General features: G+C 36.3%; 30 protein-coding genes and 1 tRNA gene. 21 read left to right on the top strand and 10 right to left on the bottom strand.

Annotated features, from left to right (window positions below):
• The first annotated feature begins 308 nt into the window (after positions 1 to 308).
• From DMP02_RS04335 to DMP02_RS04325, 3 genes are all read left to right on the top strand, one after another.
• Positions 309 to 890, top strand: a complete 582-nt coding sequence (locus DMP02_RS04335) for a hypothetical protein (RefSeq protein WP_126322843.1) — start codon at positions 309 to 311, stop codon at positions 888 to 890.
• A gap of 83 nt (positions 891 to 973) precedes the next feature.
• Positions 974 to 1,423: a hypothetical protein gene (locus DMP02_RS04330; protein ID WP_126322842.1), complete on the top strand. Its 450-nt coding sequence runs from the start codon at positions 974 to 976 to the stop codon at positions 1,421 to 1,423.
• Between the two features lie 42 nt (positions 1,424 to 1,465).
• The gene (locus DMP02_RS04325) at positions 1,466 to 2,386 is read left to right on the top strand and encodes a V-type ATP synthase subunit I domain-containing protein (protein ID WP_145985129.1); all 921 of its coding nucleotides are present in this window, start codon (positions 1,466 to 1,468) and stop codon (positions 2,384 to 2,386) included.
• Positions 2,387 to 2,472: 86 nt separating this feature from the next.
• Here the strand turns inward: DMP02_RS04325 and DMP02_RS07225 are convergent, their stop codons facing one another.
• Positions 2,473 to 2,649: an iron-sulfur cluster assembly scaffold protein gene (locus DMP02_RS07225; RefSeq protein ID WP_172593979.1), complete on the bottom strand. Its 177-nt coding sequence runs from the start codon at positions 2,647 to 2,649 to the stop codon at positions 2,473 to 2,475.
• Here DMP02_RS07225 and DMP02_RS04320 point away from each other — a divergent pair.
• The 3 genes from DMP02_RS04320 (at position 2,648) to DMP02_RS04305 (ending at position 4,690) form a co-directional block, all read left to right on the top strand.
• Positions 2,648 to 3,301, top strand: a complete 654-nt coding sequence (locus DMP02_RS04320; protein ID WP_172593978.1) for a beta/gamma crystallin domain-containing protein — start codon at positions 2,648 to 2,650, stop codon at positions 3,299 to 3,301. The two genes, DMP02_RS07225 and DMP02_RS04320, sit on opposite strands and share 2 nt — an antisense overlap.
• Positions 3,302 to 3,713: 412 nt before the next feature.
• The gene (locus DMP02_RS04310; protein WP_126322839.1) at positions 3,714 to 4,268 is read left to right on the top strand and encodes an Hsp20/alpha crystallin family protein; all 555 of its coding nucleotides are present in this window, start codon (positions 3,714 to 3,716) and stop codon (positions 4,266 to 4,268) included.
• Positions 4,269 to 4,393: 125 nt separating this feature from the next.
• A complete protein-coding gene (locus tag DMP02_RS04305; protein WP_126322838.1) occupies positions 4,394 to 4,690 on the top strand; it encodes a YciI family protein in 297 nt (98 codons plus the stop codon).
• A gap of 59 nt (positions 4,691 to 4,749) precedes the next feature.
• Here the strand turns inward: DMP02_RS04305 and DMP02_RS04300 are convergent, their stop codons facing one another.
• The gene (locus DMP02_RS04300; protein ID WP_126322837.1) at positions 4,750 to 5,199 is read right to left on the bottom strand and encodes a response regulator; all 450 of its coding nucleotides are present in this window, start codon (positions 5,197 to 5,199) and stop codon (positions 4,750 to 4,752) included.
• Positions 5,200 to 5,291: 92 nt separating this feature from the next.
• Between DMP02_RS04300 and DMP02_RS04295 the strand changes: the two genes are divergently transcribed.
• Positions 5,292 to 5,915 carry a PhzF family phenazine biosynthesis isomerase gene (locus tag DMP02_RS04295; RefSeq protein WP_126322836.1) on the top strand — a complete coding sequence of 208 codons (624 nt, stop codon included), beginning with the start codon at positions 5,292 to 5,294 and terminating at the stop codon, positions 5,913 to 5,915.
• 61 nt (positions 5,916 to 5,976) lie between these two features.
• Here DMP02_RS04295 and DMP02_RS04290 read toward each other — a convergent pair whose 3' ends face one another.
• Complete coding sequence (locus tag DMP02_RS04290) at positions 5,977 to 6,888, bottom strand: RpnC/YadD family protein (RefSeq protein WP_126322835.1); 912 nt, start codon at positions 6,886 to 6,888, stop codon at positions 5,977 to 5,979.
• A 299-nt stretch (positions 6,889 to 7,187) separates the two neighbouring features.
• Between DMP02_RS04290 and DMP02_RS04285 the strand changes: the two genes are divergently transcribed.
• The 7 genes from DMP02_RS04285 (at position 7,188) to DMP02_RS07220 (ending at position 15,153) form a co-directional block, all read left to right on the top strand.
• Positions 7,188 to 7,616 carry a sensor histidine kinase gene (locus DMP02_RS04285; RefSeq protein WP_126322834.1) on the top strand — a complete coding sequence of 143 codons (429 nt, stop codon included), beginning with the start codon at positions 7,188 to 7,190 and terminating at the stop codon, positions 7,614 to 7,616.
• A 207-nt stretch (positions 7,617 to 7,823) separates the two neighbouring features.
• Positions 7,824 to 10,844: an amino acid adenylation domain-containing protein gene (locus DMP02_RS04280; RefSeq protein WP_126322833.1), complete on the top strand. Its 3,021-nt coding sequence runs from the start codon at positions 7,824 to 7,826 to the stop codon at positions 10,842 to 10,844.
• A complete protein-coding gene (locus tag DMP02_RS04275) occupies positions 10,841 to 12,916 on the top strand; it encodes an ATP-binding protein (RefSeq protein ID WP_126322832.1) in 2,076 nt (691 codons plus the stop codon). Before DMP02_RS04280 ends, DMP02_RS04275 begins: the two co-directional genes overlap by 4 nt.
• A 17-nt stretch (positions 12,917 to 12,933) precedes the next feature.
• On the top strand, positions 12,934 to 13,704 hold the full coding sequence (locus tag DMP02_RS04270) for a 4'-phosphopantetheinyl transferase family protein (RefSeq protein ID WP_126322831.1): 771 nt from the start codon (positions 12,934 to 12,936) through the stop codon (positions 13,702 to 13,704).
• Between the two features lie 35 nt (positions 13,705 to 13,739).
• Positions 13,740 to 14,621, top strand: coding sequence for an aminoglycoside phosphotransferase family protein (locus DMP02_RS04265; RefSeq protein WP_126322830.1), 882 nt, complete (start codon positions 13,740 to 13,742; stop codon positions 14,619 to 14,621).
• A 26-nt stretch (positions 14,622 to 14,647) separates the two neighbouring features.
• Complete coding sequence (locus tag DMP02_RS04260; RefSeq protein ID WP_126322829.1) at positions 14,648 to 14,905, top strand: FAD-dependent oxidoreductase; 258 nt, start codon at positions 14,648 to 14,650, stop codon at positions 14,903 to 14,905.
• Complete coding sequence (locus DMP02_RS07220) at positions 14,881 to 15,153, top strand: hypothetical protein (RefSeq protein ID WP_172593977.1); 273 nt, start codon at positions 14,881 to 14,883, stop codon at positions 15,151 to 15,153. The genes DMP02_RS04260 and DMP02_RS07220 overlap by 25 nt, the downstream gene beginning before the upstream one ends.
• A 533-nt stretch (positions 15,154 to 15,686) precedes the next feature.
• Here DMP02_RS07220 and DMP02_RS04250 read toward each other — a convergent pair.
• Both DMP02_RS04250 and DMP02_RS04245 read right to left on the bottom strand, forming a co-directional pair.
• On the bottom strand, positions 15,687 to 16,646 hold the full coding sequence (locus DMP02_RS04250; protein ID WP_126322827.1) for an Rpn family recombination-promoting nuclease/putative transposase: 960 nt from the start codon (positions 16,644 to 16,646) through the stop codon (positions 15,687 to 15,689).
• 221 nt (positions 16,647 to 16,867) lie between these two features.
• Positions 16,868 to 16,943: transfer RNA gene (locus DMP02_RS04245), tRNA-Asn, on the bottom strand.
• Positions 16,944 to 17,197: 254 nt separating this feature from the next.
• Between DMP02_RS04245 and rplU the strand changes: the two genes are divergently transcribed.
• From rplU to cgtA, 3 genes are read left to right on the top strand one after another with little or no spacing between them, the layout of a single operon-like run.
• Positions 17,198 to 17,506, top strand: a complete 309-nt coding sequence (rplU, locus tag DMP02_RS04240) for a 50S ribosomal protein L21 (RefSeq protein ID WP_126322826.1) — start codon at positions 17,198 to 17,200, stop codon at positions 17,504 to 17,506.
• Positions 17,507 to 17,518: 12 nt separating this feature from the next.
• Positions 17,519 to 17,809, top strand: a complete 291-nt coding sequence (gene rpmA / locus DMP02_RS04235; protein ID WP_126322825.1) for a 50S ribosomal protein L27 — start codon at positions 17,519 to 17,521, stop codon at positions 17,807 to 17,809.
• A 42-nt stretch (positions 17,810 to 17,851) separates the two neighbouring features.
• Positions 17,852 to 18,871 carry an Obg family GTPase CgtA gene (gene cgtA / locus DMP02_RS04230; protein WP_126322824.1) on the top strand — a complete coding sequence of 340 codons (1,020 nt, stop codon included), beginning with the start codon at positions 17,852 to 17,854 and terminating at the stop codon, positions 18,869 to 18,871.
• Between the two features lie 16 nt (positions 18,872 to 18,887).
• Here the strand turns inward: cgtA and DMP02_RS04225 are convergent, their stop codons facing one another.
• Complete coding sequence (locus DMP02_RS04225; protein ID WP_126322823.1) at positions 18,888 to 19,184, bottom strand: HU family DNA-binding protein; 297 nt, start codon at positions 19,182 to 19,184, stop codon at positions 18,888 to 18,890.
• 42 nt (positions 19,185 to 19,226) lie between these two features.
• Here DMP02_RS04225 and DMP02_RS04220 point away from each other — a divergent pair, with 42 nt between their 5' ends.
• The 3 genes from DMP02_RS04220 to DMP02_RS04210 all read left to right on the top strand — a co-directional run bounded on the left by DMP02_RS04220 (position 19,227) and on the right by DMP02_RS04210 (position 21,779).
• On the top strand, positions 19,227 to 19,817 hold the full coding sequence (locus DMP02_RS04220; RefSeq protein ID WP_126322822.1) for a CDP-alcohol phosphatidyltransferase family protein: 591 nt from the start codon (positions 19,227 to 19,229) through the stop codon (positions 19,815 to 19,817).
• Positions 19,818 to 19,820: 3 nt separating this feature from the next.
• Positions 19,821 to 20,519: a DnaA regulatory inactivator Hda gene (gene hda, locus DMP02_RS04215; protein ID WP_126322821.1), complete on the top strand. Its 699-nt coding sequence runs from the start codon at positions 19,821 to 19,823 to the stop codon at positions 20,517 to 20,519.
• A 354-nt stretch (positions 20,520 to 20,873) separates the two neighbouring features.
• The gene (locus tag DMP02_RS04210; protein WP_126322820.1) at positions 20,874 to 21,779 is read left to right on the top strand and encodes an Rpn family recombination-promoting nuclease/putative transposase; all 906 of its coding nucleotides are present in this window, start codon (positions 20,874 to 20,876) and stop codon (positions 21,777 to 21,779) included.
• A 104-nt stretch (positions 21,780 to 21,883) separates the two neighbouring features.
• On the opposite strand, the gene wrbA is transcribed toward DMP02_RS04210, so the two are convergent.
• On the bottom strand, positions 21,884 to 22,489 hold the full coding sequence (wrbA, locus tag DMP02_RS04205; protein WP_126322819.1) for an NAD(P)H:quinone oxidoreductase: 606 nt from the start codon (positions 22,487 to 22,489) through the stop codon (positions 21,884 to 21,886).
• 114 nt (positions 22,490 to 22,603) lie between these two features.
• Between wrbA and DMP02_RS04200 the strand changes: the two genes are divergently transcribed.
• Entirely contained in the window at positions 22,604 to 23,257 is a 654-nt protein-coding gene (locus tag DMP02_RS04200; RefSeq protein WP_126322818.1) for a hypothetical protein, read from the top strand.
• A 64-nt stretch (positions 23,258 to 23,321) separates the two neighbouring features.
• Here DMP02_RS04200 and DMP02_RS04195 read toward each other — a convergent pair whose 3' ends face one another.
• The 3 genes from DMP02_RS04195 to DMP02_RS04185 form a co-directional block, all read right to left on the bottom strand.
• A complete protein-coding gene (locus DMP02_RS04195; RefSeq protein ID WP_126322817.1) occupies positions 23,322 to 24,662 on the bottom strand; it encodes a hypothetical protein in 1,341 nt (446 codons plus the stop codon).
• A 5-nt stretch (positions 24,663 to 24,667) separates the two neighbouring features.
• Entirely contained in the window at positions 24,668 to 25,036 is a 369-nt protein-coding gene (locus DMP02_RS04190) for a hypothetical protein (RefSeq protein ID WP_126322816.1), read from the bottom strand.
• Positions 25,037 to 25,215: 179 nt separating this feature from the next.
• Positions 25,216 to 26,451, bottom strand: a complete 1,236-nt coding sequence (locus DMP02_RS04185; RefSeq protein WP_126322815.1) for a hypothetical protein — start codon at positions 26,449 to 26,451, stop codon at positions 25,216 to 25,218.
• Positions 26,452 to 26,455 lie beyond the last annotated feature (4 nt).

The raw sequence follows: 26,455 nt of genomic DNA, 5'->3' as shown, positions 1-26,455 counted from the left end.
AAATAAAATAATTAATTTAGAACCGAGCAGTCAATTTTTTGATGCTGCCCCCATAATGAAGGGTTTGCACGGAATAGAGAGGATAATATTCAATCGAAGATCGAAACCGTTAAAGAACATCTAGTAAAAGAAGGCGAAAGTTCTTTTATTACAGAAGCTATTGATGATGTGGCGATTGCTTATAATGACCAAAGCTCAATTTATTTACTATGCTGAGACAGAAAATTATTTGCTCAATCATTAAATTTTAGCCTAATACGAAGGTATAGATATAAAAAATTATTAATTTTTAATTAAGGAATAATAATATGGCACGCGGTAGAGACGATTGGTCCCATATTTGGGGCGAAGAAAAAGAGTGTGAAGATATTTTAAAAGAATGTGAGGAAGAAAAGAAGCAATGTGAGAAAGATAAGAAAGAATGCAAGGAAAAACTAGATCAGTGTGAAAAAGATAAAAAAGACTGTAAAGAAAAGTTAGATCAGTGTGAGAAAGATAAAAAAGACTGTAAAGAAAAGTTAGATCAATGCGAGAAGGATAAAAAAGATTGTAAAGAAAAATTAGAGGAATGTGAGAAAAAAAATAAAGAATGTAAAGAAAAACTAGATCAGTGTGAGAAAGATAAAAAAGACTGTAATGCTAAATTAGATGATTGTGAAATTAAATTAAAAAAATGTGAGAAAGATAAGAGAGAATGCCAGGAAAAATATGACAGTTTAGATTCTGAATATGAGGGGTATCAAAAAACCGTTAATGATTTCACTAAAGGCGTTTCTACTCTTTTAGGGCCTGTGGAAGAGATGAAAACAGCCTTAGGAGAGAAAGCACCTAAAGATTTAAACAAGCTGTTAGGTAATATAAAAGCAACGATTAAGCTTTTAAGTAAATAAGATAAATTTTTTTACAATTAAAATATTAATTTTATTAACTACTTTTTATAAAAAATTTTATAGAGGCTAATTTTAGTATAATTATGAATAATAGAAATACCACTCTAGCTAAGCATAGAGAAGATTTTTTAACTGCTGAAATAATAAGTGGACTGCCAGAAAAAATGCACTTACATTCAGAAGTGGATGTTATTATTTGCATTAAAAACAATACTTGTTCTTTTGGTATGAGAAGAATCACTATTGATCCAAGCAATCTTTTAATCAGTAATATTATTGAAGAACGTGAAAGTAGCAAATCTATAATAGAAACTCGATCCTTTACATTAGAGGAATTCAACTTAATGCCGCGTATTTTGGATAAAAAATATTTATTCCGAATAGTTGCAAAGTTTAAAGCCTTAGTAATAGGTGTTCAATATTTAAATATGCTGATTAATTATGATCGTATCAGTTTATTAACTGAAGAAAGAGAGTCCTTAGTGCTTACGATTGAAGCATTAAATGGTGCAAAAACTGAGGTTATTCCTTAAGTTTTTTTAAAAAAAATCAATTAAAAATAAGGAATATTAAATATGGTAACTATGGATAACGTTGAAAAAATTGAAAATGCAATAGAAGATTGTAACGATGCGCGTTCAAGGCTTGAAAAATATATTGAAGATTATAAAGAAAAATGGGATAAATGTAAAAAAGAAAAAGAATTACTCAGAGACGAATTAAGAAAGCAATGCAAAGAAGAAAAATTGGAACTAGAGGATGATTTAGAAAAAAAATGTAAAAGAGAAAAAGAAGATTTAGAGGAAGCGCTAAAAAAACAATGTAGAAAGGATAAGGAAAGTTTAGAAAATGCACTGAGGGATAAATGTAAAAAAGAAAAAGAGGAGTTAGAAAATGAACTTAAAAAATATTGTAAAAAAGAAAAGGATGAGCTACAAAAAGAACTTGATAACAAGTGTAAACAGGAAAAAGAAAGTTTAGAAAATGCACTTAAAGAAGCTTGTAAAAAAGAAAAGGATGAGCTACAAAAAGAACTTGATAACAAGTGTAAACAGGAAAAAGAAAGTTTAGAAAATGCACTTAAAGAAGCTTGTAAAAAAGAAAAGGATGAGCTACAAAAAGAGCTTGATAACAAGTGTAAACAGGAAAAAGAAAGTTTAGAAAATGCGCTTAAAGAAGCTTGTAAAAAAGAAAAGGATGAGCTACAAAAAGAACTTGATAACAAGTGTAAACAGGAAAAAGAAAGTTTAGAAAATGCGCTTAAAGAAGCTTGTAAAAAGGAGCAAAGTAAGCTCCAAGATGCTTTTGATAATTTAGAAGCTGAATATAAAGGTTATCGGGATACTGTCCACACCTTTACTGACAGCGTTGTTGCGGTTTTAGATCCAATTGAGGAGATGAAAGCATCTTTAGATGAAGAAGGGAAGCAACCGCCTGAGGGTTTGAGTAAACTACTAGGGCAAATAAAAGCAGCAATTAAGCTTTTAAAGAAGTAAAATGCTAGAAAGACATTATTTACCTGATAATATCAACAGCAACTAGATATTGTCTGTCAGATTAAATTTGATCTAGTACAGAACTTTTAGTTTTCCGTGGAAGCCGTTTTTTTGTTTTGGAGCAATGTCGCCTGCAAAATGTGCCATGCCAACATGGCACACTTTACACCGGCTGGATAGGCTTTGACACCCGAAAAAACAGTTAACTTATCAAAATTTTTAATAGGCATGGTACTGTTTTCTTTTTCATTAGTTAACAGCATGTCCAGTTTAAAACTATTTATTAAGGATTCACAAGCAGAGGTACTCACGCCTATTGTTAGGGTTAGAGTAAGCCATCAAATGGTATCGTGCGACAGCATTGTTACTCGTCCGCAGCTTGTGCAGGAGGGACAAAAAAGCGAAATTTATATAGATAACATTGAACTTTTGTCTCCCTGTCATCAGAATATCACTATTCCAGTTAAGGTAGGTGTAGGAATCAACTTTGAAACGTTACAAACGAAAACGATATTTCTTATTATTCGTTTTACCACGAAGCAGTCAGAAAAGTTTAAAATAGTTTCACCCAGTGATTACAGAGATGCCTTTATTTTAGCAACTTATGACGAAGATGATTCAAATAAAGTAATTTTCTATACAGGCGTAAATTATACGGGCGACGCCTATCGGTATAAGATTGGTGATTCTTATGATTTTTATCCTGGCCCTTATAGCGGCAATCCTTTGAATGACAAGTTCAAATCAGTGAAGGTAGGCAGGAATTGTTCTCTTCATGCGTGGGAGTTCGGTGAATACACTTGTGGTTCTCCTACTATTGAAAGAAAAGGGTTGTTTAAAATTTTTACAGAGGATACACCTGATATGGCACTGGGTGATGGGTTATCTTCTTTTGTTGTTATTCATAGGCATTAATAATCCAATGATAGCCCCCCCTCTACAGCGATAATCTGGAAGCTATTCATAGGGATAGTTTTAAAAAAATAGATAGAAGATCGTGAAAGGATAGAACCGAAAAAAAGAAAAAGATAAAAAAGGGCAGCGCAGAAAATGTAAACGTGTTTAAAAAAGGCAGAAAAACGCAAGAAAACCTTATCCTTTATCACAGGGAGAGCAAATGAGGTTGTTCTATGAGCTTCTTGATCATTTAAAAAGAATGGCGTTATTTGCTGTTAACACAGGATGTCGTGATATCGTTGGCTAATTCCCGCAAAAGTTTAGCACGGGTTTTAACACTATAGGGTTGCTTATTTTCTCTATTTTCTTTTAAAATTTCAGGGTAGTTAAAATGAGTACTAACCGGGCAAATCTTGAATAGGTATGTCTTATGTCAAAAGCCAATAAAAAAATAACGCTGGTGGTAATAACCATCATTAGTCTGGCCGTTCTATGTGGCGTTGCTTTGTTTTACAAAAGACCTCAAACAGTTGCTGTAAAACCTGCTTCTATTCAAAAAATAGACAATAATCAACCGCTATCCAATTTTTCTCCTATCTATTCACTCAATGAATTTATACAATTCAATAAAGAATTCGACAGTATTTTTCAGCATAATGCGTTGGTCTTTGACAACTTATTCTCCCAAATTAATCATGCTACGTTATTTTCGACGCTAAAAGAAAAGGAAGAGCCTAAGCAATTTCTATTTTCTATCAATATACCTGGAATAAATCCGCAAGATATCAATATATCGATACAAAATCGAACACTTTGCATTACAGCAACCAAAAAATCTCAATCTTACTTCTATTATCGCTTCCTACTACCTGATACGGCAGATAGCGAAAAAATAATAGCCAAAGCAAAATACGGTGTCCTAGAAATTATTATTCCAAAAACGGAAAAAGTGCCATCTAAAAGCGTTGTTATACAAGAAGAATAACCTATATCTTGCTTGTTTTTTTAGTTTCACGCAAAAGGCACGCAAGGGTTTTTAGGGTATTCTAATCTCAACCTGTTATAATTCTAAGACATTAGATATACTTTTAAAAATAGGGCTGTATAAAAATGTTTCTTGTATTAATTACCTATAAAAAACCAATTGAAGAAATAGACCGATATCTTTTGGAGCATCGTAAGTTTCTTGATATTGGTTACAAGAATAACTATTTTGTAGTATCAGGCCCAAGAAATCCAAGGACAGGAGGAGTTATCCTGTCTCAACTTAATAATCGTAACCAGCTGGAAAATTTTTTAAAAGATGACCCATTTTTCATTCATGGTATCGCTAGCTATGAAGTGATTGAGTTTGTTCCAGTTAAATGTCACCTGGACTTTTCTAGTTTTATAGATAAGCATGAATAAACCCAAATATTAATTGGTTTTCTAATTCGAAAAAGCCGCATATGAGTCTTGATTGATTTTTATTTTAGGAAGTCTTCAATGATTTTAAGGTCATCAATTTTAAAAGGTTTTTCAAAAAGAAAGTCCATTCCGGCTTCTTTACAAATGCGTTCCATCGACTTAAAGGGGTAGCCCGTTAAACCAAAGATAGGAAGGTAGGATTTGTTGGTTTCTTTTTCCCAGTCACGATAATTGTGTACGAGATCGATGCCATCTACTTCAGGCAAAACAATATCTAATAACGCCCAATCATACATATAGCTTTTCAAATAAGTGAGTGCTTTAACTCCGTCTTCAACGGCTGCAACACGATAACCTTGTGGTTCAAGTAAATTTTTTATAGCGTGTGCAACGAGTAGATTATCTTCAGCTAACAGGATTGAGTATTTTGGAAAAACTTCCTTTCTTTGTATGTGTTTTTCTTGTTTGAAAGAAAATGGAGGGCAAAATAATCGAGCGATTTTTCTCATGGCATTGTTATTTTATATAAAAATTTTAGGTTATAGCAGATACAGTCTATCTATTATATAGCTAAATTGCCTGAATGTAGCTCAAATAGAAAGTGCGTTGCCACGGCACGCTTGGTGCGGTCTTTTATCTGTTTAAATCCAATGTTAACCAACGCCCCAATATAAAGACCTATAAAGATAATATTAAAATCGATGTTAAATATGAGAACGATTTGGTCTCTATGTCTATTGCCAATAAGGGGAAGGTATTAAATACCCCTATAGATCTTTCTATCATTAGCACGATGTTAAATATTGAAAAAGAGTTTCTAGCGAAAGATTTACCTTGTACCGTCGCCTCTATAGGAAGTCCTAAGTTATTCGTCCCGCTTATTAATAGAGCAGCTTTATTCGATATGAAGCCTGACTTAGACTTAGTGTCTCAATGGTGCAAAGATAACGCTGTTAATGGCCTTTATGCCTATTCTGATGATACAGAGAATGTCAATGCTGATTATGGAGGACGTAATTTTAATTCTCTGTTCAGTCATCAGGAAGATATTGCTACCGGTACGGCAGCCGCCGCATTAGGCCAAATGTTATGCAAAAGCCGCGGTCAATCAGGAGGTACTTTTACCATAGAGCAGGGTGCTAATTTAGGAAGCCCAAGCAAAATCTATATTTCTATCTCAAAGGACAATATAGAGATAAAAGGGCAAGCTTATTTTTCGAGTTGAAGATGTTTTTTTAAAAGGTCAATAGTATACCTGGTAACGTCCTTGTTATTTTGGAGTCTCTTTAAGCATCTTCTAATTCTATCTCTTGCTCAGATAATCCAGTTGCTGATTTGATTACAGACAATGGGACATTCTGATTTAATAAGTTTCTAGCAATAGCTAAAGCTTTGCGTCTTTCCCCCTGTTGTAGACCTTTCTCAAGACCGTCACGCTCAAAACTTGTTATATAAGCCATGTTTCTTTCCTCCTCTAATTTATGGAGTTTCTGTTTATATTCTAACTCAAGATTCTCAGATATGACTAATGCCCAGTCTATCACTTTGAGCAAATTTATTACATAATCCCGCTTATAACCTTTATCATATAACCGGCGGGTCAGTTTGAATTTCATGAGGGATCGGGCGTTCGGGTCTTTTTTAGTATTTAAGAAGACCAACTGAACCAAAACCACCATTGCAAAGGGGTTAGTAGAAACTTCTAACTCTTGTTTTTTATGATCATAATCGAGAAGCTTATGTGCCCAAAAATTAAAGCTTATGACAGGAAAATCAAAAACTATCCTTTCATAATTTTTAGGGTGCCAAGTTTTATTACTATCGGTCAGAATAGCCAAGGTTAAAATGGATTGGTCATACTTTGAAAACAATTTACAGTAATATTGAAATAAACGTTTAGGAAACTCCTCTTCTTTTTGGCTTTGTACTTCAATATGGATTAGTACAACTTCCTCTTTCCCATCTAAAGATTTAACTTTGACTAATTTATCAACAAATGTTTTTCCTATCATTGCATCAGTCGTAATAGACTGTAGTTCACTATCTAAAGCTTCATAGCCTGCTAACCAATCAATTTTTTTAGCAATAACAGGATAGAAAAACTCTATAAACTCTTTGAAATAGGCATCTAAAATGTCTTTCCATGCTGAATCCTGTTCTGATCTTAGCAGCTTTTTATTTTGCTTTTTAGGAGACATGATTATTCCTTTTTCTTATTTTAGTAAGCTAAGCTTATGACGAAATGTCAAAAAAGGTAATGTTTGACTTAAATTTCAGATAAAAGATTGCTCTATTTTATTTAAGTTTAAATTTTAAGAGCTTTTCTTAAAGATAATTTAATACTCAAATTAACATTAACTTTCCTATCTTCTTCAATAGGAGAAATTCTCTTATTCATATGCGATCATCCAGAAATTTAATATGATAATTATAACTTATATGATAAAGGTTGACTATGTTACAAATGTATTAAAAGAAATTCGATATAAAAAAGGGAATGGAATTGGTTGTTGATATGAATCAATCAGCAGCCATCAAAAAAAATCTTACGTTAACTTTAAATTATGCTAAAACTATTTACCCCTATCTTATAGGTGATCCCGATAGAGTACAGCGTATTGTATTAGAGTTAATAACCAATGCCCTGAAATTCACTAAGAAAGGAAAAGTGGCATTAAGTGTCCAGCTGATACGAAGAAGTTCCAAAGAAAGCATTATAGAAATTGCGGTGAGTGATACGGGTATTGGCATACCAAAGGATCAGCAAGAAAAGATATTTCATCGTTTTAATCGTTTAGTTCCTTCTTCTAAGGGTATTTATAAGGGAGCCGGTCTCGGTTTAAGCATCGTAAAACAATTTGTAGATGACCTGAAGGGTGAAATTTTTGTAAATAGCAAAGTGTTATGGAAAATAATAATTTTTTAATATAGAGTAAATCTGTGGCTTTTTAGGTGGTATTATGCGCTACAAAGTTTCTTTCATATTAAGTATATTTTTGCTTAAAGAAGCAAATAATAAAATGCTTTAACTTAGATAGAAAATGGCTTTATTATCCCCTCCAGTTTGCTCCTTTTTAAATTTTCCTTAAAATAATAACTATCAGGGATAGATAATAACTAAAATAATAAAAAAATGCCATCCGATTTACTGTTACATAAATTATTTGATCAGGGTTTAATTCAATACCCAAACAATATCGCTGTACAAACTAGTCAAAAAACACTGACTTATCTTGAACTGGATATTTATTCTACTTACTTTGCTAAAGAATTGATCAAGCGACAAGCTAAGCCTAATCAATTGATAGCTATTGTGATGGAAAAAGGCTGGGAACAAGTGGTTGCTGTATTAAGCGTGTTAAAATCGGGGGCTGCTTATTTGCCTATTGATCCTTTAGAGTCAGACGAACGTCTGGCATACCTATTAAAAATATCGCAAGCGGAAATTATTTTAACGCAAAAGAAGTATGAACGGTGTCCTAAGTGGCCTAATGATAAAAAGATCATTCCTATCACCACGATTCCCATAAAAGATAGGGATACTCCTATTGAATCTAGGCAAAAAGATACCGATCTTGCTTACGTTTTGTTTACGTCGGGTTCCACAGGAATACCAAAGGGCGTAATGATTAGTCATCAAAGCGCGGTAAATACTATTTTAGACATTAATGCACGTTTTTCGATTAATAGGCTAGACAAATTCATTGCGCTCTCTCAGCTTACTTTTGATCTTTCTGTGTATGATATTTTTGGTTGCTTGGCTGTAGGAGGGGCTTTAATAATACCTGACACAGCCTATGTCCAGAACTTGCAACACTGGGAAAATTTATTATTTCAAGATAAAGTCTCTGTGTGGAATTCAGTACCTGCTTTAATGGACATTTTTGTAGACTATTTGGAACAGCGCTATCCATGTATGCCAGAGCATGCTTTAAGGTTGGTATTATTAAGTGGTGATTGGATTCCTTTAAAATTACCCGAAAAAATACGCCGTGTATTTGGGGAAGAAGTTACTATTATTAGCCTGGGCGGGGCAACTGAAGCTTCTATTTGGTCAATACTTTATCCTATCAAAGAGGTTAACCCCGAATGGAAAAGTATTCCTTATGGCAAGGCCATGAAAAACCAATCGTTTCACATTTTAAATAAACAGCTTAATCCTATTATTAATAGTGAAGTAGGGGAATTATTCATTGGTGGTTTGGGGGTAGCTAAAGGTTATTGGCAAGATATGGAACGGACATCTGCCCAATTTATTCAACACCCTACATTAGGTCGACTTTATAAAACAGGTGATCTAGGGCGTTACTTAGTTGATGGAAATATCGAGTTTCTAGGGCGTATTGACTCTCAAGTTAAGATTGCCGGCTATAGAGTTGAAATCAGTGCGATTGAAAAATATCTATTAGACTTTCCTGATGTTGAACAAGCTATTGTGTTGCCTTATTCAGAAGGACGTCATCGAAAATTAGCCGCCTATCTCACTTTAAATCGCCATAAATATTTAATAGAAAGTGATGCTAACTTAGAACATGAACAAATAAATTACTGGCAAAAAATATATGATGATTTATATAAAAAAGAAGTAAGCGATAGCGGGAACCCTACTTTTCATACAGCTGGCTGGGTATGTAGTACACAGAATAAAGTAATACCAGCTTCCCATATGCATGAATGGGTAGAAAATACCGCTAAACGTATCTTAAATTTACAAGCAGAATCCATTTTTGAAATTGGTTGCGGAACGGGGCTATTATTATTTAGGCTTTCGCCGTACGTGAAGACTTATGAAGCAATTGATTTTTCTAAAAATACAATTGAATGTGTACAGGAACAGCTAAAAGATTTAGCTATAAAAAATGTAAATTTACGGGTTGGAGAAGCAAAAGATATTCAAAAATTTAATGAAAATTGTGATTTGGTTATTTTAAACTCAGTGATTCAGTATTTTCCGAGCATCAATTATTTAATTGAAGTGTTGAATCAAAGTATTGGTAAGGTTAAGGCAAAAGGCCATATTTTTATTGGTGATATTAGGAGCTTAACTCATCTACGTGCTTTTTATAGCACTGTATTGCTTGAACAGCAGCCGCATTTATCTGATGAAAAAGAGTGGAAGCTGTTGCTAGATGATTTAATAGAAAAAGAAGATGAACTAGTGATTGATGCGGACTTCTTTTACGCTTTCCAAAAGATAAATCCTCGTGTTAGTCATGTAGAAATCCTGATCAAAGAAGGACAGTTTCAGAATGAAATGAATGGTTTTCGGTACGATGTTATTTTATATGTTGAACATCCAATTAATAATGTTGATGAATTAGTTGTTTGGCGAGATTGGGAAATAGAAGCGATCGATTTTGGGCAATTGCATACCGATTTACGGCATAAAGAAACTCACTATTTAGCAATAAAAAATATTCCAAATAAAAGAACAGTTGGATTGAAAAGAATTGCAAATTATGGAGTTGATTCAAGTAATATTAGCGAATCGCTTTCTAGTTTGAAAGAACAACAGGTGATTGCTCGAGATTATGCGCTTGATCCCAAGATATTTTTTGATTTGGCGAAGGATTATAATTTTTTCATCACAGCAAAGTGGTCTAGTAAGAATCCAGTTGAGCTTTTTGATGTCATTATTAGCAAATCGTGTAAAGACTACTTGCCTATTTTTTATGATGAAAATAAAACAAATAAATCATTAAGTAGTTATGCTAACTTACCACTTTTATCACGTATAAATAAAGTTTTAATTTCGAATATTAAAGTATTTCTTAAAGCCTATTTACCCTGGTATATGGTGCCTAGCTACTTTGCCGTTATGCAACAATTTCCTATCAATGCAAATGGAAAAATCGATCGTAAAAGTTTGACAAAAATATTTGATAAACCTTTTCGAAAAGATATTGAATTAGCAACCACGCCTATTCAAAAAAAGCTATTGGAAATTTGGAAAAAAATACTTAATATTCCCACACTAGGAATCCATGATAATTTTATGGAGCTGGGTGGTACTTCATTATTAGCTGTCCAGCTTATAGGGGAAATCTATATTAATTTTGATGTTACTATCTCTATCCAAGATATTTTACTGAATGCCTCTACTATTGCGCAGCTTTCTTTGCTTATTGATTCAAAACTAGGTAATACCTTATGAGAAAAAAGTCGGAGTCTGAAACCGTGAATAATACCCTAACTCAACAAACTAAGCTTATTAATGAGCTGAAGGAAGAGAATTATAGGCTAAAAAATATGCTGAAAAAGATACCAGGTAGTGTTTACTATAAAGATGATAAAGGGGCTTATTTAAACTGTAACGACTTTGTTTTAAAAATGGCGAACTTGAAAAGTTATAGTGAAATTATAAATAAAACTGATTTTGATATGCCTTGGAGAGAGTATGCCGATGAAATACATAGGACTGACCAAAAGGTAATAGATAGTGAAGAACCCTTGGAGCTTGAAGAGTATCCTCTGGTTAATGGTAAAAGAATACCTATGTTAACCCGTAAAACGCCCGATTTTGATAAAAATGGCAAGGCTATTGGGATTATCGGGGTATCACTCGATATTACAGAACTTAAAAAGACTCAGTCAAAACTTGAGATTGCCTTAAAAAAAGCAGAAGTAGCCAATCAAGCCAAAACCGAATTTATAGAAAACATGCGCCATGACATCCGAACGCCTTTATCGGGCATGGTGGGTAGTGCGCATTTGATTCAAATACACTCAAATAATCCAAAAAAAGTAGAAGAATATGCTACAGACCTGATTCAATCCAGCGATGCTTTATTTGAGTTCTTAAATAAAATATTAGCGAGTCTAAAGGTAGCAACGGGAGAAATTCCGCTCTTAAAGAAAAGATTTGACTTGCATAAAGAGTTAGAGCGGATCATACGCTTAAACAAGCCACAAGCTAAGGTAAAACACCTCAATTTCCATTTTGATTATGATAAAACCATCCCCTCGTATTTGTTGGGTGATCCCGTACGTATACAAGCTATTGCGCTGGAGCTGGTAACTAATGCGTTAAAGTATACGAGTAAAGGCGAAATTAAAGTCAGTGCACATTTAATGAAAAATGAAAAGCGTGAGGTAATTGTTGAATTACGTGTCAGTGATACCGGTATAGGTATTCCCCGCGATAAACATCAAGAGGTTTATACCCGCTTTACTCGCTTAACCCCTTCCTATCAGGGTATTTATCCTGGAACGGGTCTAGGTCTTTCAGTGGTTAAACAATATATTGATGATTTAAACGGTGAAATTCGCATTGATAGTGACGTAGGAAAGGGCACAACGTTTATTTGTTTGATTCCTTTGCAAGAATCATTATCAACCGCCGACGACAGTAAGTCAGATGAGACTCCATCGTTTGCAAACGATATTCATCATGTAGTCACTGAAAAACCGGCAGAAATGCTCGAGTTACAAGCAATGCCTGTGACGACAGGAAGTCATATATTAGTGGTGGAAGATAATCCAATGGCAGCAAAAGTCGCGAAGGGTGCTCTGTTAGCGCTTAATTGCCAAGTTGATATTGCGCCGGATGGGAAAACGGCATTGACTCTTATAGAGAAGAATCATTATAGACTTATTTTAATGGATATTGGTCTACCGGATGGAGATGGTTGTGATGTGACGCGTCGTATTCGTTTAAAACAATGGCAGAGTAATCCGACGGTGCCTATTATTGGATTAACCGCACACGTAGAAGAAGAAAAGAAGAAGCGTTGCCTTGCAAATGGAATGAATGCGATGTACACCAAACCCTTAACTCCTGAGAAAGCCTCTGGAATATTAAATGCATTTCTATCTCATTCACAAGCGCCTATTTTAAAAGAAAATCATGATGAATCTCCTGATAATAATGATTTACAATCATTGCCTCTTTTAGATAAAGAGAGGGCGTTAAAACTACTGGGTAGTGAAAAAACGCTTCATGAGTTGTTGGAATTACTAGAAAGTAGTTTGGCAAAAGAAATAGCGGAGCTAACACAACATCATCAGGACAAGGATTGGCAGGGTATAGGAAAGGTGGCTCATAAATGGAAGGGTGGAGCCAGTTATTGTGGTGCGAGTCGCTTAGAACAAGTTTGCAAAGAAATTTGCCAAGAAATAGGAAAGGCTTTAAAAGCAGAATCGTCTGAAAAGCCCGAAATACTTTATCAAACGTTACTTCAAGTTGTAGAAGAAACCCAAGAGGAGGCTAAAAAAGCGATTTCCTAGATAAAAGGGGCGTTAAATTGAATAAATTTTTATGGAAGAAGCCGCCAATCCCATTACGTATTTCTCGTGAAGAATGTCATGTTTGGAAAATTGACTTAAGGGCTGTTAATAAAGAAAAATTCCAGCTAGACATTCTTTCAGAAGATGAACAAAAACGTTTAAGTTCATTTAAGTTTGCAAAAGATCGTTTCCGCTATGGAGTAACACATTTCCTGAAACGTTGGGTTCTTGCCAGTTATTTAAAGGAACACCCAGAAAAGTTGATATTTACGCTAGGAAAGTATGGAAAACCAGCGATTTCGTCTCAGAAAAATTGGCCTAATTTACAATTTAATATTTCACACTCAAATCAGATTATTTTATTAGGAGTAACCGTAGAAGATCCTATTGGTATTGATGTAGAGTACCATACAGATAATATCTGCATAGAGAATTTAAGAGAATTTATTTTTTCGCCTTTAGAAAGGTCTTATTTTTCAAAATTAGTAAGCCAACAGGAAAAAAAAGAGGCTTTTTTTCGTTGTTTGACTAGGAAGGAAGCTTATTTAAAAGCGAAAGGAGATGGGTTAACAGATTTCCTTACCAAGATATCCGTTGATATGAACGAGTTACCTACGGATGATTGGTTAGAAACGTTGACACTGAACAAGAAAGAGAATTTGCCCTGGAAGCTATTTCCTGTGGATGTTGGTAAATCTTATACGGCTGCTGTTGTGAGTACTCATTATCCGAAGCATTTAATAGGTTATACGGTTAATGGTATTAAAAATTTAACTCGTACGAATTAATAAAAGGTTAATAAGAAAACCATTATAATAATGCAATGCAGCTTCCCAAAGAATTAGTCAAAAATATTCTGAGTATCTATGGACCAATAGGTAGAGAGTGGTTAAATAATTTACCCTACTTATTGTCTCACTATGCCAAAAAATGGCAGTTGACCGTTAAAGATTGTTTCAATAACGCGAGCTTTAATGTTGTAGCTGAAGTGATTTTGGATAATGGACATTATGCTATCTTAAAATGTGGTGTTCCTAGCAAAGAGTTTATGAATGAAGTAGCCGCACTTCAGCATTTTAATGGCATAGGGTCTGTAAAGTTACTGGATGCAGAAGCGGGTGCCGGTATTATGTTATTGGAAAGGCTGGTGCCTGGTACTTTGTTAGAAGAGATTCCTGATGAAACACAACGTGTAATAGCCAGTGTAGAGCTTATACAGAAATTACATAGACCCTGCCAAGAGACTACTCAATTTCCTAGCTTAGCCAATTGGTTTCAAGGTTTTCAACGTCTCTATCAATATTTTCAAGGTGGAACAGGGCCTTTTCCTAAATTATTGATCGAACGTGCGAGTGCAATTAGCCAAGAGTTATTGATGTCGATGGGGTCTACCGTACTGCTACATGGTGATTTGCATTACGCTAATATTTTATTATCAGATGAGTATGGGTGGGTAGCGATTGATCCTAAAGGGGTCATAGGTGAGCGTGAGTATGAAATTCCTTTTCCTCGCCTGAAAGGTGAAATTAATGAAAGCGTTATTAAGCGCCGATTAGACCAATTCATAGAGATATCTGGGTTTGATAGAACGCGTGTATGGGGTTGGGCTTTTTGCAAAGCAGTGTTAGCGGCATGGTGGTCATTTGAAGATCAGGGTGAAATTTGGCAACCTTTTCTAAGGTGTGCTGACGCATTGAAAATATGAAGGATAAAATATAACAAGGAGTTTTTTTGAAAAATAAAATTGCAGTGGTGGGTGCTGGCATCATTGGAATAACCAATGCAGTTCGTCTTTTGCAGGAAGGCTTCTCAGTTACCGTGTTTACTAAAGATGAACCACTGGAAACAAATTCGGATGCGGCGGTGGCAACCTGGTATACGCCTGACGATTCTAAACCGAAGTTACAAAAATATTGTTTAGAAAGTTTAAGTAAATTTAATGAATTAATAGAGTTGGGACCTTCTTGTGGTGTAAAAAAATTCCAGTGATCCTTTATTTTAAAGGGGAGGAAGATTTTATAAACAGTGTTTGGGCAACAGAACCTCTCAAAACATTAGTTAATCTTAGTGATCCGCCTACCAACCAAGCAAAAATACCAGGATTTCCCTTTTCGATGCTTGTGTATAATCCTCTTATAGACCCTACTATCTATCGACCCTATATGCTGAAAAAATTTTATGAAGAGCTAAATCAAATTGCAGATGATTTGATCGCGGGGAAAGAGGTCAAATTATAAAATATATGGGTGTGATGACCGTGGAAAATTCTATAAAAGAAAAAATCTGATGAATCACGATGATGTTAGAGCAGCTTAATTTAGCATTCTAGTAGTCTAGAATCTGTATAGGTTCTAAATTGTGATCCCGATATTTATTCCAAAATTCAAATTCCATCGTATGGTGATAAAAGCCGCTCCATAAATTATCTAAAAACAGGGTTTTATCTATATCAGGCGAATTGCTAGGAAAGAATATCAGATAGGTCATATTTTAGGAAAATAGAAAAAAAATACAGGGAGCTACTAGGGCTTTCGACGGATAGTGACTAAGAATTTCATGGTTGTATTAAATCAAATTTTTTGCTGCTTGAGATGCAGAAAAGCAAGGAAGTAAGCTTATCTAATGAGTTGCTTTCCAAAGCGGCTATTAATTTTGTTTTATCCATTGTTTTTGATTGGAATTGATCAAATTTTTTATTTTGCACTCTTCGGTGTTTTTGGAATTATTGAAAAATGCATAACTTCCTTGTTATTTTTTTAGATTTAGCAGGTTACGCTTTTTCTAGCTCAATAAAATCTAAGTCAGATAGCTTAGTTACTTTTTTTACTAACGCTATAGGCATGCCTTCAGCTAAAAGGCTTTTAGCAATATCTAGAGCCCTATTGTATTCACCCTGTTGTTTTAGTTGTTGAGCTAGAGTGCTCATAAATTCTTGTTTGTAATCTTCTTTTAATTGTTCTGCAAAAGTCATAATAGTGTGCCTCGCTGATTCTTCAGGAAAAGCCTTAATGAGTTCTTCAATTAAACGCTTAGCTGCCTTTGGCTCTGTTTCGTCCTGGGTCGTTGATAATACGTAGTTTAACATATCATTAAGATAGGAAATGTTCAGCTGTTTGATTACATTTTGTACAAGATGGCTTTGTAGCATTTTTCTCATAATAGACAAGAAGTTTTTATCTCGTTGGTGCTTAAATAGCATTTCCATAAGGGCAGCAAGTCCATGCTGGCTAATTTCATCATCTGATAGGACAGTGAGGTCTATGAGCTTAAAAGGCTTAAAAGCTACTTTTCTGGCAAATTCTGGGTCTGCAAAGTTATCGTAAAGGTCGGTCGAATGTGGATAGGGTGACACTTCACCATGGTAAATGCATAACGGTAAAATAATAGGTAGTTTTTTGTTTCCTTGTTGAAGATGTTCATAGCTGAGAGAGACAATATAGTGTAATAAACGAAAGGCCATTAATTCATCTTTAGCCGTTGACTCATGTTCTACTAGGAAAAATAGGTAGCCTGATGTTTGATTAATTTCACATTTATAAATGATGTCGCTGTGGATCTCTTTAAGCTCTGGGACAATAAAGCTTTTTTCAGTGAGCTGAAGCGTATGAATGTCTATAGATTTATAAATAGTTTGCGGTAGATAGGCTTTTAAGAAGTCTATTGCTATCTTTTTTTCCTTTAGATTTCGCTTGAAAAATTTGTCGTGAGGGTGGTGGATGGTAATCGTCACTTCTTCTTTTCCTTGTTATGGCTTAAATAAAAAACGATCTTAGCGAAAAAAAATTTAAGAAGATATACGCGAAATTGGTTAGGTAAAATGCTTACAAAGCATCTTTTATCTTTGATAAAGATAAAGTGGTAGCTCCCGCAAAAGTCCCGCACGGCAATTTTAGAGGTAGGTAGGGGTAGTGCTGGAAATTGGTGTAAGTCTTTGATTTTAGCTTCTTTTTCTGGCTCCCCGAGCTGGACTCGAACCAGCGACCCAATGATTAACAGTCATTTGCTCTACCGACTGAGCTATCGGGGAATAATTAATTACCAATAAAAGGTCGCTTATAGTAATCGGATGCCATGCGAGCGGTCAAGTCCCTATCAGAAAAACAGGTAGTGAATTGGCTGGTGATAGATACTATTATAAAGGTGTCCTTAGGTTCTTGCTACAGAGCTCAGAATCGCTTAGAATGCCGACGGTTTTAGACCATTTGTTAGTAGACTTCTTTCAAAACTGGGTTTGGCCCCGTTTGGAAAGAAGTCTTCGCGTGTTTTTGGAGATTCTAAGATATGTACGCAGTTATTTCCACAGGTGGAAAGCAATATAAAGTAGCACCAGGCGAGCTGATAAAGCTTGAGAAATTGTCCGCTGAGGTAGGTGAAACCGTTGAGTTTCCTGTCTTATTATTAGCGGGTGAAGCGGCTGATTTAAAGGTGGGCACACCCTACTTGGCTGATACAACTGTTAAGGCATCCGTGGTTGAACATGGCCGCCATGATAAGATTAAAATTATTAAGTTTCGCCGCCGTAAGCATCATCGCAAGCAGATGGGGCATAGGCAGCATTATACTGCAGTTAAAATTACAGAAATTTTATAGGGGTTTGTCCTAATGGCACACAAAAAAGCAGGGGGTAGTACCCGAAATGGTCGCGATTCCCACTCTAAACGTCTAGGCGTCAAGCATTTTGGTGGTGAGTTTGTGAAGGCAGGTAATATCATTATCCGTCAGCGCGGCACACATTATCATGCGGGTATTAACGTCGGAATCGGTAAAGATCACACGATATTCGCTTTAATCGAAGGTGCGGTTAAGTTTGTACGCAAAGGACCTAAGCTAAGACAGTATGTCTCGGTTATGCCAATGGCGACCGGCGCTCAAGAGCAAGCGCAAGCAAGCTAAACCTTAGACTCACTTAATGACCCCGCTTGACGGGGTTTTTTTATGAAATTTCTTGATGAAGTAGAAATCCTGGTAGAAGCAGGGAAAGGTGGCGCGGGTTGCGTCAGCTTTCGTCGGGAAAAATTTATTCCTCTAGGCGGGCCTAATGGCGGCGATGGCGGTGACGGTGGCAGTGTCTATTTGAAGGCCAGTGCTAATCTGAACACCTTGATTGATTTCCATTATAACCGTCTTTATAAGGCAAAGCGGGGTGAAAATGGCAAAGGGAGTGATTGTGCCGGGAAAAAAGGCGAAGATTTGATCCTTGAGGTGCCGGTAGGAACGCAGATATTTGATGCAGATACGGAAGAGTTTATTGGTGATTTGACGATGCCAGATCAGGAACAGCGGGTCGCTCAGGGAGGCTGGCACGGCTTAGGTAATGCACGTTTTAAGAGTAGCACCAACCGTAGTCCCCGCCAATTTACACCCGGCCAAGTCGGAGAAACCCGCCGTTTAAAGCTTTCGCTTAAGTTATTGGCAGATGTAGGCCTGGTTGGCTTGCCCAACGCCGGAAAATCGAGCTTAATTCGCGGCGTATCTGCCGCTACGCCCAAAGTCGCCGATTATCCTTTTACGACGCTGCAGCCGCATTTAGGTGTGGTGCGCTTAGAATATGCACGCAGCTTTGTTATCGCGGATATCCCGGGTCTCATTACCGGTGCTGCAGAGGGTGCTGGTCTAGGGATTCGTTTTCTTAAACATTTGGAACGTACGCGCTTACTTCTGCATGTGGTTGACGTTTGTCCGGCGGATGGCAGTGATCCGCTGATTAATATTGCCACGATTGAAGAAGAGCTTGAAAAATATAGTCCTGAGTTAGCTGCTAAGCCGCGATGGTTTGTGTTGAATAAAATCGATTTACTCGCTACACCTGAATTAGAAGAAGCGTATCAACGCTTAAAGAATAAACTTGCTTCGGATAGGCCGCTGTTTGAAATTTCAGCCTTGCAACGTGTAGGGACTAAGGCATTATGTTATGCTCTGATGGACTTTTTGGAACAAGCTGATTCAGCGGTATAATGTCATTGTTGGCTATTTATTGGTCAATAGGTGTAGGTTGATTAATACGCTGCTTTAGATTTTTTCCCATTTTAAAATGAAATCGATATTTTTCAGGCGCTAAGAAATGTTGGCCTGTTTTAGGATTAAAGGCAGAGCGGGCTGCATTATAATGGGAAGAAAAGCTTCCAAAACCACGGATTTCTATGCGACGACTTTGTTGCAACGCTTTTTCTAGCGTTTTGACTAATTGTTTAACACTTCGTTTGACGACTGAAGTCGATAGCTGAGGGAATTTTTTTATGAGTTGGTTAATGAGTTCTGGTTTAAGCATGGCTATAATTGATCCTATGATAAGTCTGATTAAGCCAAAAAAATGATCCGAATACAACTACGTTATTTACCAAATTTAATTACCTGTATTCGTTTTATACTGATAGCGCCTATTTTATGGGCTTTACTTAAGAAGAGTTATCCTTTTGCGTTCTATTTATTTTTAATCGCGGGTCTAAGTGATGGCTTAGATGGGTTACTGGCGCGTTTCTTTGGTTGGACAACCCACTTAGGTGCTTTATTGGATCCATTGGCCGATAAATTATTACTCATGGGGAGTTTTATTGTTCTGGCTTATCTCAATCAAATTCCACTCTGGTTAACGGCGCTAGTCATAGGGCGTGATATTTGGATTATGGGTGGTGCGCTTATTTATCGCTATTGGGTAGGCCCTTTAGACTATAAACCGGTTTGGATTAGTAAGTTAAATACTTTTTTGCAGTTGGTATTAGTCACCTTATTAATTATTAGGTTAGCTTTTTTTGCTTTCTCTGATCGCATTATTCAGCATTTGGTTGCGGCGGTATTTGTCACGACATTACTGAGCTTTGTACAATATACGTGGGTTTGGGCCCGACATGCGGTTTTTTATTTGAAAGTGGGTGCAAAAAATCCAAAGCGAGAGTTATCATAAGATATGACAACACAACTCATTCTGCCTATTCAGCCTCCCGATGCGAACACCTTTGAAAATTTTTATACCAGTGCCAATAATTCCGTTTTATTGCAGTGTTTGCATAACTTTTCTTTAAAAATGGGAGAGCCTTATATTTATATATGGGGAAATCCGGGGGCGGGTAGTACACATTTACTGCATGCGTGTTGTCATGCGGCACAAAAACAGGGTTTTTCGGTGGCTTATTTGCCATTGGGGGCGCTGAAAAAAAAGTGTAGCCCAGAAATTTTTCATGGTTTAGAAATGGTTGATATGGTTTGTGTGGATGAACTGGAGAGTATTGTTGACGATAGGCTTTGGCAAGAAGCACTATTCCATTTTTATAATCGTTTACAGGAACACATGCACTATTTGTTAGTGGCCGCAAAAAGTATTCCTAAAGGTTTAGGTTTTTCATTACAAGATTTAGTCTCTCGTTTAGCGAGTGGTGTTTTGTTACAAGTACGCGAATTAAATGACAGTGAAAGATTATTAGCCTTGCAACAGCGTGCACGGTTAAGAGGTTTAGAGTTTTCTGACGAAGTCGGTCAATTTTTATTGTTACGACTTCCTCGTCAATCCAATAAACTTTTTGCAGCGCTGGAGCAATTAGATAGCGCAACCTTAAGTTTAAAGCGCAAATTAACGATTCCTTTAGTCAAAACGATTTTAGCGCTTTAGTGTAAGGAATTTTTCTTTTACCATTATTTTAACATGGAAAAGCTATTGTATAGCTTTTACTATAAAGCTAACGACACAGGGTCGTCGCCCTGGCGAAAGCCAGGGTCCATAGGCTAGTTTTTATGGATCCCGGGGTCAAGCCGCGGGACGACGTCCTTGAGTAGTGGTCAATTCTTTGGTCAAGCCGCGGGACGACGTCCTTGAGTAGCGGTCAATTCTTTGGTCAAGCCAAAGGACGATGGCTAGATGACAGCGGCCGCAGGACGACAGCTCTGAGTGTAAAGCGATCAAACAGTTATCTAAACCTATATGTTATAAGCTATATATACCCGTTTGCTGAAAAAAGGATAAGAAGTGACGATTAAAATTTATAATCCGCATGACCGCATCTTTAAAAAATTTTTTACTGATATTGAGGTTGTTAAGGAATTTATAAATGCCTACTTTCCTAAAGCGCTGCAGAAAAAATGTGATTTTTCGACGTTAAAAATTGAGTTGGGTTCTTTTGTTGAGGAAGATCTTCGTCAACACCATTCTGATATTTTATATTCCCTTAAAATAGACGGGATCACAGGTTATGTTTACATTAATGTCGAACACCAAAGCACGCCAGATGAACTGATGCCTTTCCGTATGCTACGTTATAAGTTAGCGATTATGAAGCAGCATCTCGATCAAGGACATAAAAAGTTACCGGCTGTGATTCCAATGCTTTTTTATCATGGGAAAAAGCAACCTTATCCTTTTAGTTTAGCACTCATCGATTGCTTTGAAGATGTGGAATTTGCTAAAAACTATTTTTTCAATTCACCGCTATTGGTAGATATTAGCCAAGTTTCGGATGAGAAATTGACTGAGCACAAGGTATTAGGATCCTTAGAGCTTGTACAAAAGCATATTTTTACTAGAGACTTAGAGGGTATTGCTAGCGCCCTAGTCAGATTAATGCAGGCTAGCCAGATTCAGCTTGCCCATGAATTGTTTAACGCCTTGGTGTATTATATGCTTTCACAGGGAGAGACTTCCAGTGTCCAAAAGGTTATTGCAGTCCTGTTAACTATTGAAGACTACCGAGAGGATGTTATGAATGCAGCACAACAACTAAAACAGCAAGGGTTACAACAAGGGTTACGTCAGGGTCGCAAAGAGGGTCGTTATGAAGTGGCTAAGGATCTTTTAGCAGCGGGTATGCCTATAGAGCAGGTAAGAAAATTAACTAAACTGCCTCATTTAGATTTAACCGAGTCTGAGAAAGCCTAATTTTCTATAAACAGAAATTAACGATTCCTTTAGTCAAAACGATTTTAGCGCTTTAGTTTATTATCATCGTCATTGCGATTGCCACGCTCCGCTCGCAATGACGGCTACGTGCGCGGCAATCCATTCATGCATTTAGCAATGGTAGCAACTCTTTTTCCCAGCGCTTTGCAAAGCCGTTTTTCCTCATCACTAAGGGGATTTTTGCTATCTTTTCCGGCCATGTGTGTAGGGCCGTACGGCGTTCCGCCGGTTTGCGTGGTGGATAAATCAGCTTCTGTATAAGGTACGCCAACCACGAGCATGCCTAAATGCAGCAGTGGCAACATCATGCTGATCAAGGTTGTTTCTTGTCCACCGTGCAAGCTAGAGGTAGAAGAGAAAAAACCAGCCGGTTTGTTAACTAGCGTACCTGAAAACCATAGCCTACTCAGATGATCAACAAAATGTTTTAAGGGAGCAGCCATATTTCCGAAACGCGTCGGACTGCCTAAGATTAATCCACTACAGTCGCTTACATCTTCAACGCTGGCATAAGGCGGTCCTTCGCTAGGAATGTCAGGGGAGGTGGTCTCGCAAACCGTAGACACTTCAGGAACCGTACGAATCCGTGCTTCTATACCGGTGACTTCTCCGATACCGCGTGCAATCTGTTGCGCCATTTTGGCAACAGCACCATAACGGCTATAGTAAAGAATGAGTACATAAGGCATCAATTTAACTCCTCACACGCTGATAGATTAACCCCATTCATTTTCTCAAATTTGTTCACAGGATGCGAACTTAACATTTCCTATCTTAATGATATGCTAAACTAGGTATGATCAATGACACAAGATGAAACAGAACTGAAGCCAGCACAGTATTTGCTTGAAGAACGCATTGAGGCTTTTAAAAATAAGGCCCTACTCATGGAAAGTTGCGAAAAATATTACTTACTACTTTTATCTGTGCTAGTGAGCTTTATAAGCGTTTTTTTAGCTAATGTAGCTTTTGCCCGTTGTGGTGGTTTGGATTTAACTATTCATAAGCATCACTACGAAGCACGTGCAACTATCGATCAATCAGAAGATTGTAGCATTGGAACTTACCATTTGATAATCAAAACACCTGGAAGAAAAGTATCTTACTTTACGGTGCAGCGGGAGGGTTGGTTACGGCAAATGTGGTTTGAGCCGCTCAATAAAAGCCAACAGCCTTCTGTTGTTCTCTGGCTACAAAATGTAGGAAGTGGAAGTTACGGAAAATTAAATGTATATGTTCCCAGTATTAAGCATGCAGACCTTTATGTTCGTACAAAAATTACACCGCTTTCACCAACGGTAAAAGGTTATCAAGGTCACGATCGCTATACCGTGACAGATGGTTCTCTCTATCTTTCATTCCCGCGTTATAGACCTCATGATCCTAATTGTTGTCCCAGTGATGGACAGGCGATTTTTAAATATGATTTCCAAAATAAAAAATGGATTGAGCAATAGAACAACTGATTGACTTTTATAAAGAAAAGTTTATTAGACCGGATAATACTCATTGTTATCAGAATCATATCACATTTTTAGCGATAAATTTAGATACTTCAGCAGGCATCGGAACTTTTTCTAGCACACCTCTTTTTTTCATTGCATCTAATAAACGCTCGGGCGTTAACAGATATAATTTTTCTCGCTTACTGATTGGGCTTTTAATAATATTTTTGGGTAGTTCTGTAACGCCTTTCTTTGTTAATGCCTCGTTGATTTGTAGGTTTAATTCTTGAACTGCTGCTATCAGACTTATTCCTACAAATTGAGAACAGAGAATCCGGGTTTCTGGTTTATTTGAGCTATCCGAGAAAAAGTGATTGAAAAAATGATCACGGAAATCCTCGTTTGAATGGTCGCGAAAAAATAAATTTTTATGTCCTCCTTGTAACCATGTCGTAGCGATTTCAATCGCTTTGCGGTTATTCATATTGGCTGTAAAATGTAGATACTGTGCGCTAGCCTTATCGTGCAGTTTTCCTTCAATGATTGAGTAGGCATCTTCAAGCTGTTTTAGCCAGTTATCCCCTAGTTTTTCTTTTAGAATTTTTTGGCTTGATGGAGCGATCATTTTTTCTAATTTAATTTTATAAATATCACTGTATAGATACTCATGCAAAGTTAATTCTTCTTCCTTATAAGTTGGAATTATGTGCGAAATTTTGTTGATTCCTTCAGAAGATAAAATGCCTTTGGAAACATGGTCAAATTTAGTAACAAACGCAGTAAGTTTGTCAAAAAAATTGAGATGGGTTTGGTGGATCAAAGCCCTAGCAGAGGTGTTGTTAAATACAACTGAGCCTATAGGCATTTTAAAAGATTGAGCAAATGTATCGTCTAAATGCCCAATTATTGTCTGAGCGTTGTTTGTTATACAAAGGAGTTGTTCTAATGTTTCGTTATCAAAAATTAATTTTACCGCGTCCATTAATTTTACGTATGGGTTTAAATGAGCAAGGTCATAAAGGATTCCGTATTGTTCTAAGGTTATTTTTTCATGTGCCTTTAACAGCTTACCTGATTTAGCTTGCTGAAAGCGTTCAAAAATTGTATCCAAATCGTTGGCAATTTTACTTAAGTGTCGTGTTCGATAAGTAAACGTTTTAATAAATGCAATCGTGTTAGATGAAATACCTGTGTCATTTGGAGATTGGTTGGTGAGTGAGTCTATTTTTGTGTTCATATCCATATCACCTAAGCACTCGGCTAATAGCGTTTGTATATCCTTTAACTGTGCATCTGAAATTGGTAGGTGCTTATACTGCAACTCAATGTACGATAGGCATTCGGTTAATGTTCTCAATATCTCAAGCTTTTCTGTAGGGATTTGTGTTTTTTCGGATAATGTAGTGATATTCCACATGATAATTATTCCGATTTAAATAAATTTGGGTAATAGCGCGTGTCAATTTGATCGGATAAACAGGCTATAAAGTTAATTAAATGATATTGAGAATGAGCACTATGGATATCTTCTTGTGCTGCAAAAAATATGAAATTCTTCGCTATAAAGCTTAAGATATCCTGGCGTAGCAACGGCGTGGCGTTATCGAACTGGCGAGCGGGAAGTGTGCGCATTATTTTATTAATGAGCTGTTCTAGATCCTGCGGTGTGAGTTTTATTACTGCGGTAACGGGATCATGTTCTTCTTCTCCAGCCATTAAACGGCAGCTAGCGTTAATCAATCTTACTGCTTCTCTGGTGTTTTTTGAGCCTATTTTTGTTAGTACAGCCATGAAAATACCTGTATATTTTTTTTTTTGATAATTGGAACTTACATTAAAAACATTAATGTATTATTAACGGTATCATTGAAATTTGCTTTAAAACACTGTAAGGAGCGAAAAATAGTAGAAAATTGATTTTTTATTCGTTATAGAGGCTTTAAAAAAGCAGAGGGTTTTTATTTGTTTTTTTAATAAAGCGGGGTAAAAAACGTAGCGCCGCTTGCCGCATTGATGACGGTTTTAACGGATGCTCTAAATAATCCAGGACCTAATAATTGATTATTAAAGCTGAGTATTGAGCCCACTAAATAGAGGCTAGCATGGCTATTTTTTGTATCAGTATGATAATTAATAAGATTAAACAACGGTTGTTCAATAAAAGGTTGAGCAATCGTGTCTAAAGCGGCAGTTTGCAGTATTTTTTTAAATAGCGATGGCGGCGTTGCTTTGCCAATCGTCATGCCTTTGCCTTTACCACCGGTAAATTTTTTTAAAACCCAGGCGTCTGTATTAGCGCTAAGATCACGCTTGATTTTTTCCTCGATTAAATAAGTCGGTATTATATAGTGGGATAAGCGCTTAAATTCGTCTGCCGTCATATATTTTGACATAATATCTTGATTGCATAATATGGCAAATAATCGTTTATCGTGCGCTATAAATACGGTTCTTATATCATTAAAATAAGTGCTAGCGGTTATTTGAGTGAATTGTTGCGGGTCTAGCGCCAATAATTCTTCTTGTTGTAAATTCAGTATAAATTGCTGGTTTTCTTGCGTAGAAAGCGCAAGAAGCTTGGGATGTGAAAGAGTAGATAATAATTTATTTTTTAATAAATAAATTTCAGTGCTTTTTTCTTTACCAATAAGAATATGAATGGACTTTTTTGGATCAAAAAAGCTTTGTATCGTGCTAGTGCTGTTGATCGATGGCTTACTCAGATTAAAAGAGGGAAGGTTATATTGCTGGAACATTTCTTCATATAAATGCTCGGTAAAAATAAACATATTACTCGGAAATCTCGCGTTTATTTCGCATATTTTTATATGATAATCGTGATCGAAAAGGAAATCCGGGCGAATAGCGCCGAGTTGATAAGGTTTATGTTGGCATGAAGCTAATAAATTAAGTGTTTTATCTGGCAGTGATAGGATGCTTTGTAGTTTGGGATCTTTAAAATAATGCGTGACGATTTGAGTAACGGCTTTTGTTAATAAGGAATGTGCCTCTTCTATCTGAGCAATTAATGAGTGACTGAGCAGCAAGGGGTAAGGGTTAAAGTCGTATTGTTTAAAATCGATGTGTGGGAATACCTTTTTATTTAATCGCTGAATCAAATTATTTTTATCTTTTGCAAATTGCAAATAATGGGGTAAAGCGTAGGGAAAAAGTTGTTTGAAGGGGTATATAACGTTTTTTTGCATTAAT

It is taken from the genome of Candidatus Rickettsiella viridis (assembly GCF_003966755.1).
Classification (GTDB): domain Bacteria; phylum Pseudomonadota; class Gammaproteobacteria; order Diplorickettsiales; family Diplorickettsiaceae; genus Rickettsiella_B; species Rickettsiella_B viridis.
The sequence above is the reverse complement of the archived record's forward strand: the minus strand, read 5'-3'. Positions and strand labels throughout refer to the sequence as shown.

Coding starts and splice junctions, on each gene's coding strand:
- DMP02_RS04335 (WP_126322843.1), top strand. CDS start 309: ATGGCACGCGGTAGAGACGATTGGTCCCATATTTGGGGCGAAGAAAAA.
- DMP02_RS04330 (WP_126322842.1), top strand. CDS start 974: ATGAATAATAGAAATACCACTCTAGCTAAGCATAGAGAAGATTTTTTA.
- DMP02_RS04325 (WP_145985129.1), top strand. CDS start 1,466: ATGGTAACTATGGATAACGTTGAAAAAATTGAAAATGCAATAGAAGAT.
- DMP02_RS04320 (WP_172593978.1), top strand. CDS start 2,648: ATGTCCAGTTTAAAACTATTTATTAAGGATTCACAAGCAGAGGTACTC.
- DMP02_RS07225 (WP_172593979.1), bottom strand. CDS start 2,649: ATGCTGTTAACTAATGAAAAAGAAAACAGTACCATGCCTATTAAAAAT.
- DMP02_RS04310 (WP_126322839.1), top strand. CDS start 3,714: ATGTCAAAAGCCAATAAAAAAATAACGCTGGTGGTAATAACCATCATT.
- DMP02_RS04305 (WP_126322838.1), top strand. CDS start 4,394: ATGTTTCTTGTATTAATTACCTATAAAAAACCAATTGAAGAAATAGAC.
- DMP02_RS04300 (WP_126322837.1), bottom strand. CDS start 5,199: ATGAGAAAAATCGCTCGATTATTTTGCCCTCCATTTTCTTTCAAACAA.
- DMP02_RS04290 (WP_126322835.1), bottom strand. CDS start 6,888: ATGTCTCCTAAAAAGCAAAATAAAAAGCTGCTAAGATCAGAACAGGAT.
- DMP02_RS04285 (WP_126322834.1), top strand. CDS start 7,188: ATGGAATTGGTTGTTGATATGAATCAATCAGCAGCCATCAAAAAAAAT.
- DMP02_RS04280 (WP_126322833.1), top strand. CDS start 7,824: ATGCCATCCGATTTACTGTTACATAAATTATTTGATCAGGGTTTAATT.
- DMP02_RS04275 (WP_126322832.1), top strand. CDS start 10,841: ATGAGAAAAAAGTCGGAGTCTGAAACCGTGAATAATACCCTAACTCAA.
- DMP02_RS04265 (WP_126322830.1), top strand. CDS start 13,740: ATGCAGCTTCCCAAAGAATTAGTCAAAAATATTCTGAGTATCTATGGA.
- rplU (WP_126322826.1), top strand. CDS start 17,198: ATGTACGCAGTTATTTCCACAGGTGGAAAGCAATATAAAGTAGCACCA.
- rpmA (WP_126322825.1), top strand. CDS start 17,519: ATGGCACACAAAAAAGCAGGGGGTAGTACCCGAAATGGTCGCGATTCC.
- cgtA (WP_126322824.1), top strand. CDS start 17,852: ATGAAATTTCTTGATGAAGTAGAAATCCTGGTAGAAGCAGGGAAAGGT.
- DMP02_RS04225 (WP_126322823.1), bottom strand. CDS start 19,184: ATGCTTAAACCAGAACTCATTAACCAACTCATAAAAAAATTCCCTCAG.
- DMP02_RS04220 (WP_126322822.1), top strand. CDS start 19,227: ATGATCCGAATACAACTACGTTATTTACCAAATTTAATTACCTGTATT.
- hda (WP_126322821.1), top strand. CDS start 19,821: ATGACAACACAACTCATTCTGCCTATTCAGCCTCCCGATGCGAACACC.
- wrbA (WP_126322819.1), bottom strand. CDS start 22,489: ATGCCTTATGTACTCATTCTTTACTATAGCCGTTATGGTGCTGTTGCC.
- DMP02_RS04200 (WP_126322818.1), top strand. CDS start 22,604: ATGACACAAGATGAAACAGAACTGAAGCCAGCACAGTATTTGCTTGAA.
- DMP02_RS04195 (WP_126322817.1), bottom strand. CDS start 24,662: ATGTGGAATATCACTACATTATCCGAAAAAACACAAATCCCTACAGAA.
- DMP02_RS04190 (WP_126322816.1), bottom strand. CDS start 25,036: ATGGCTGTACTAACAAAAATAGGCTCAAAAAACACCAGAGAAGCAGTA.
- DMP02_RS04185 (WP_126322815.1), bottom strand. CDS start 26,451: ATGCAAAAAAACGTTATATACCCCTTCAAACAACTTTTTCCCTACGCT.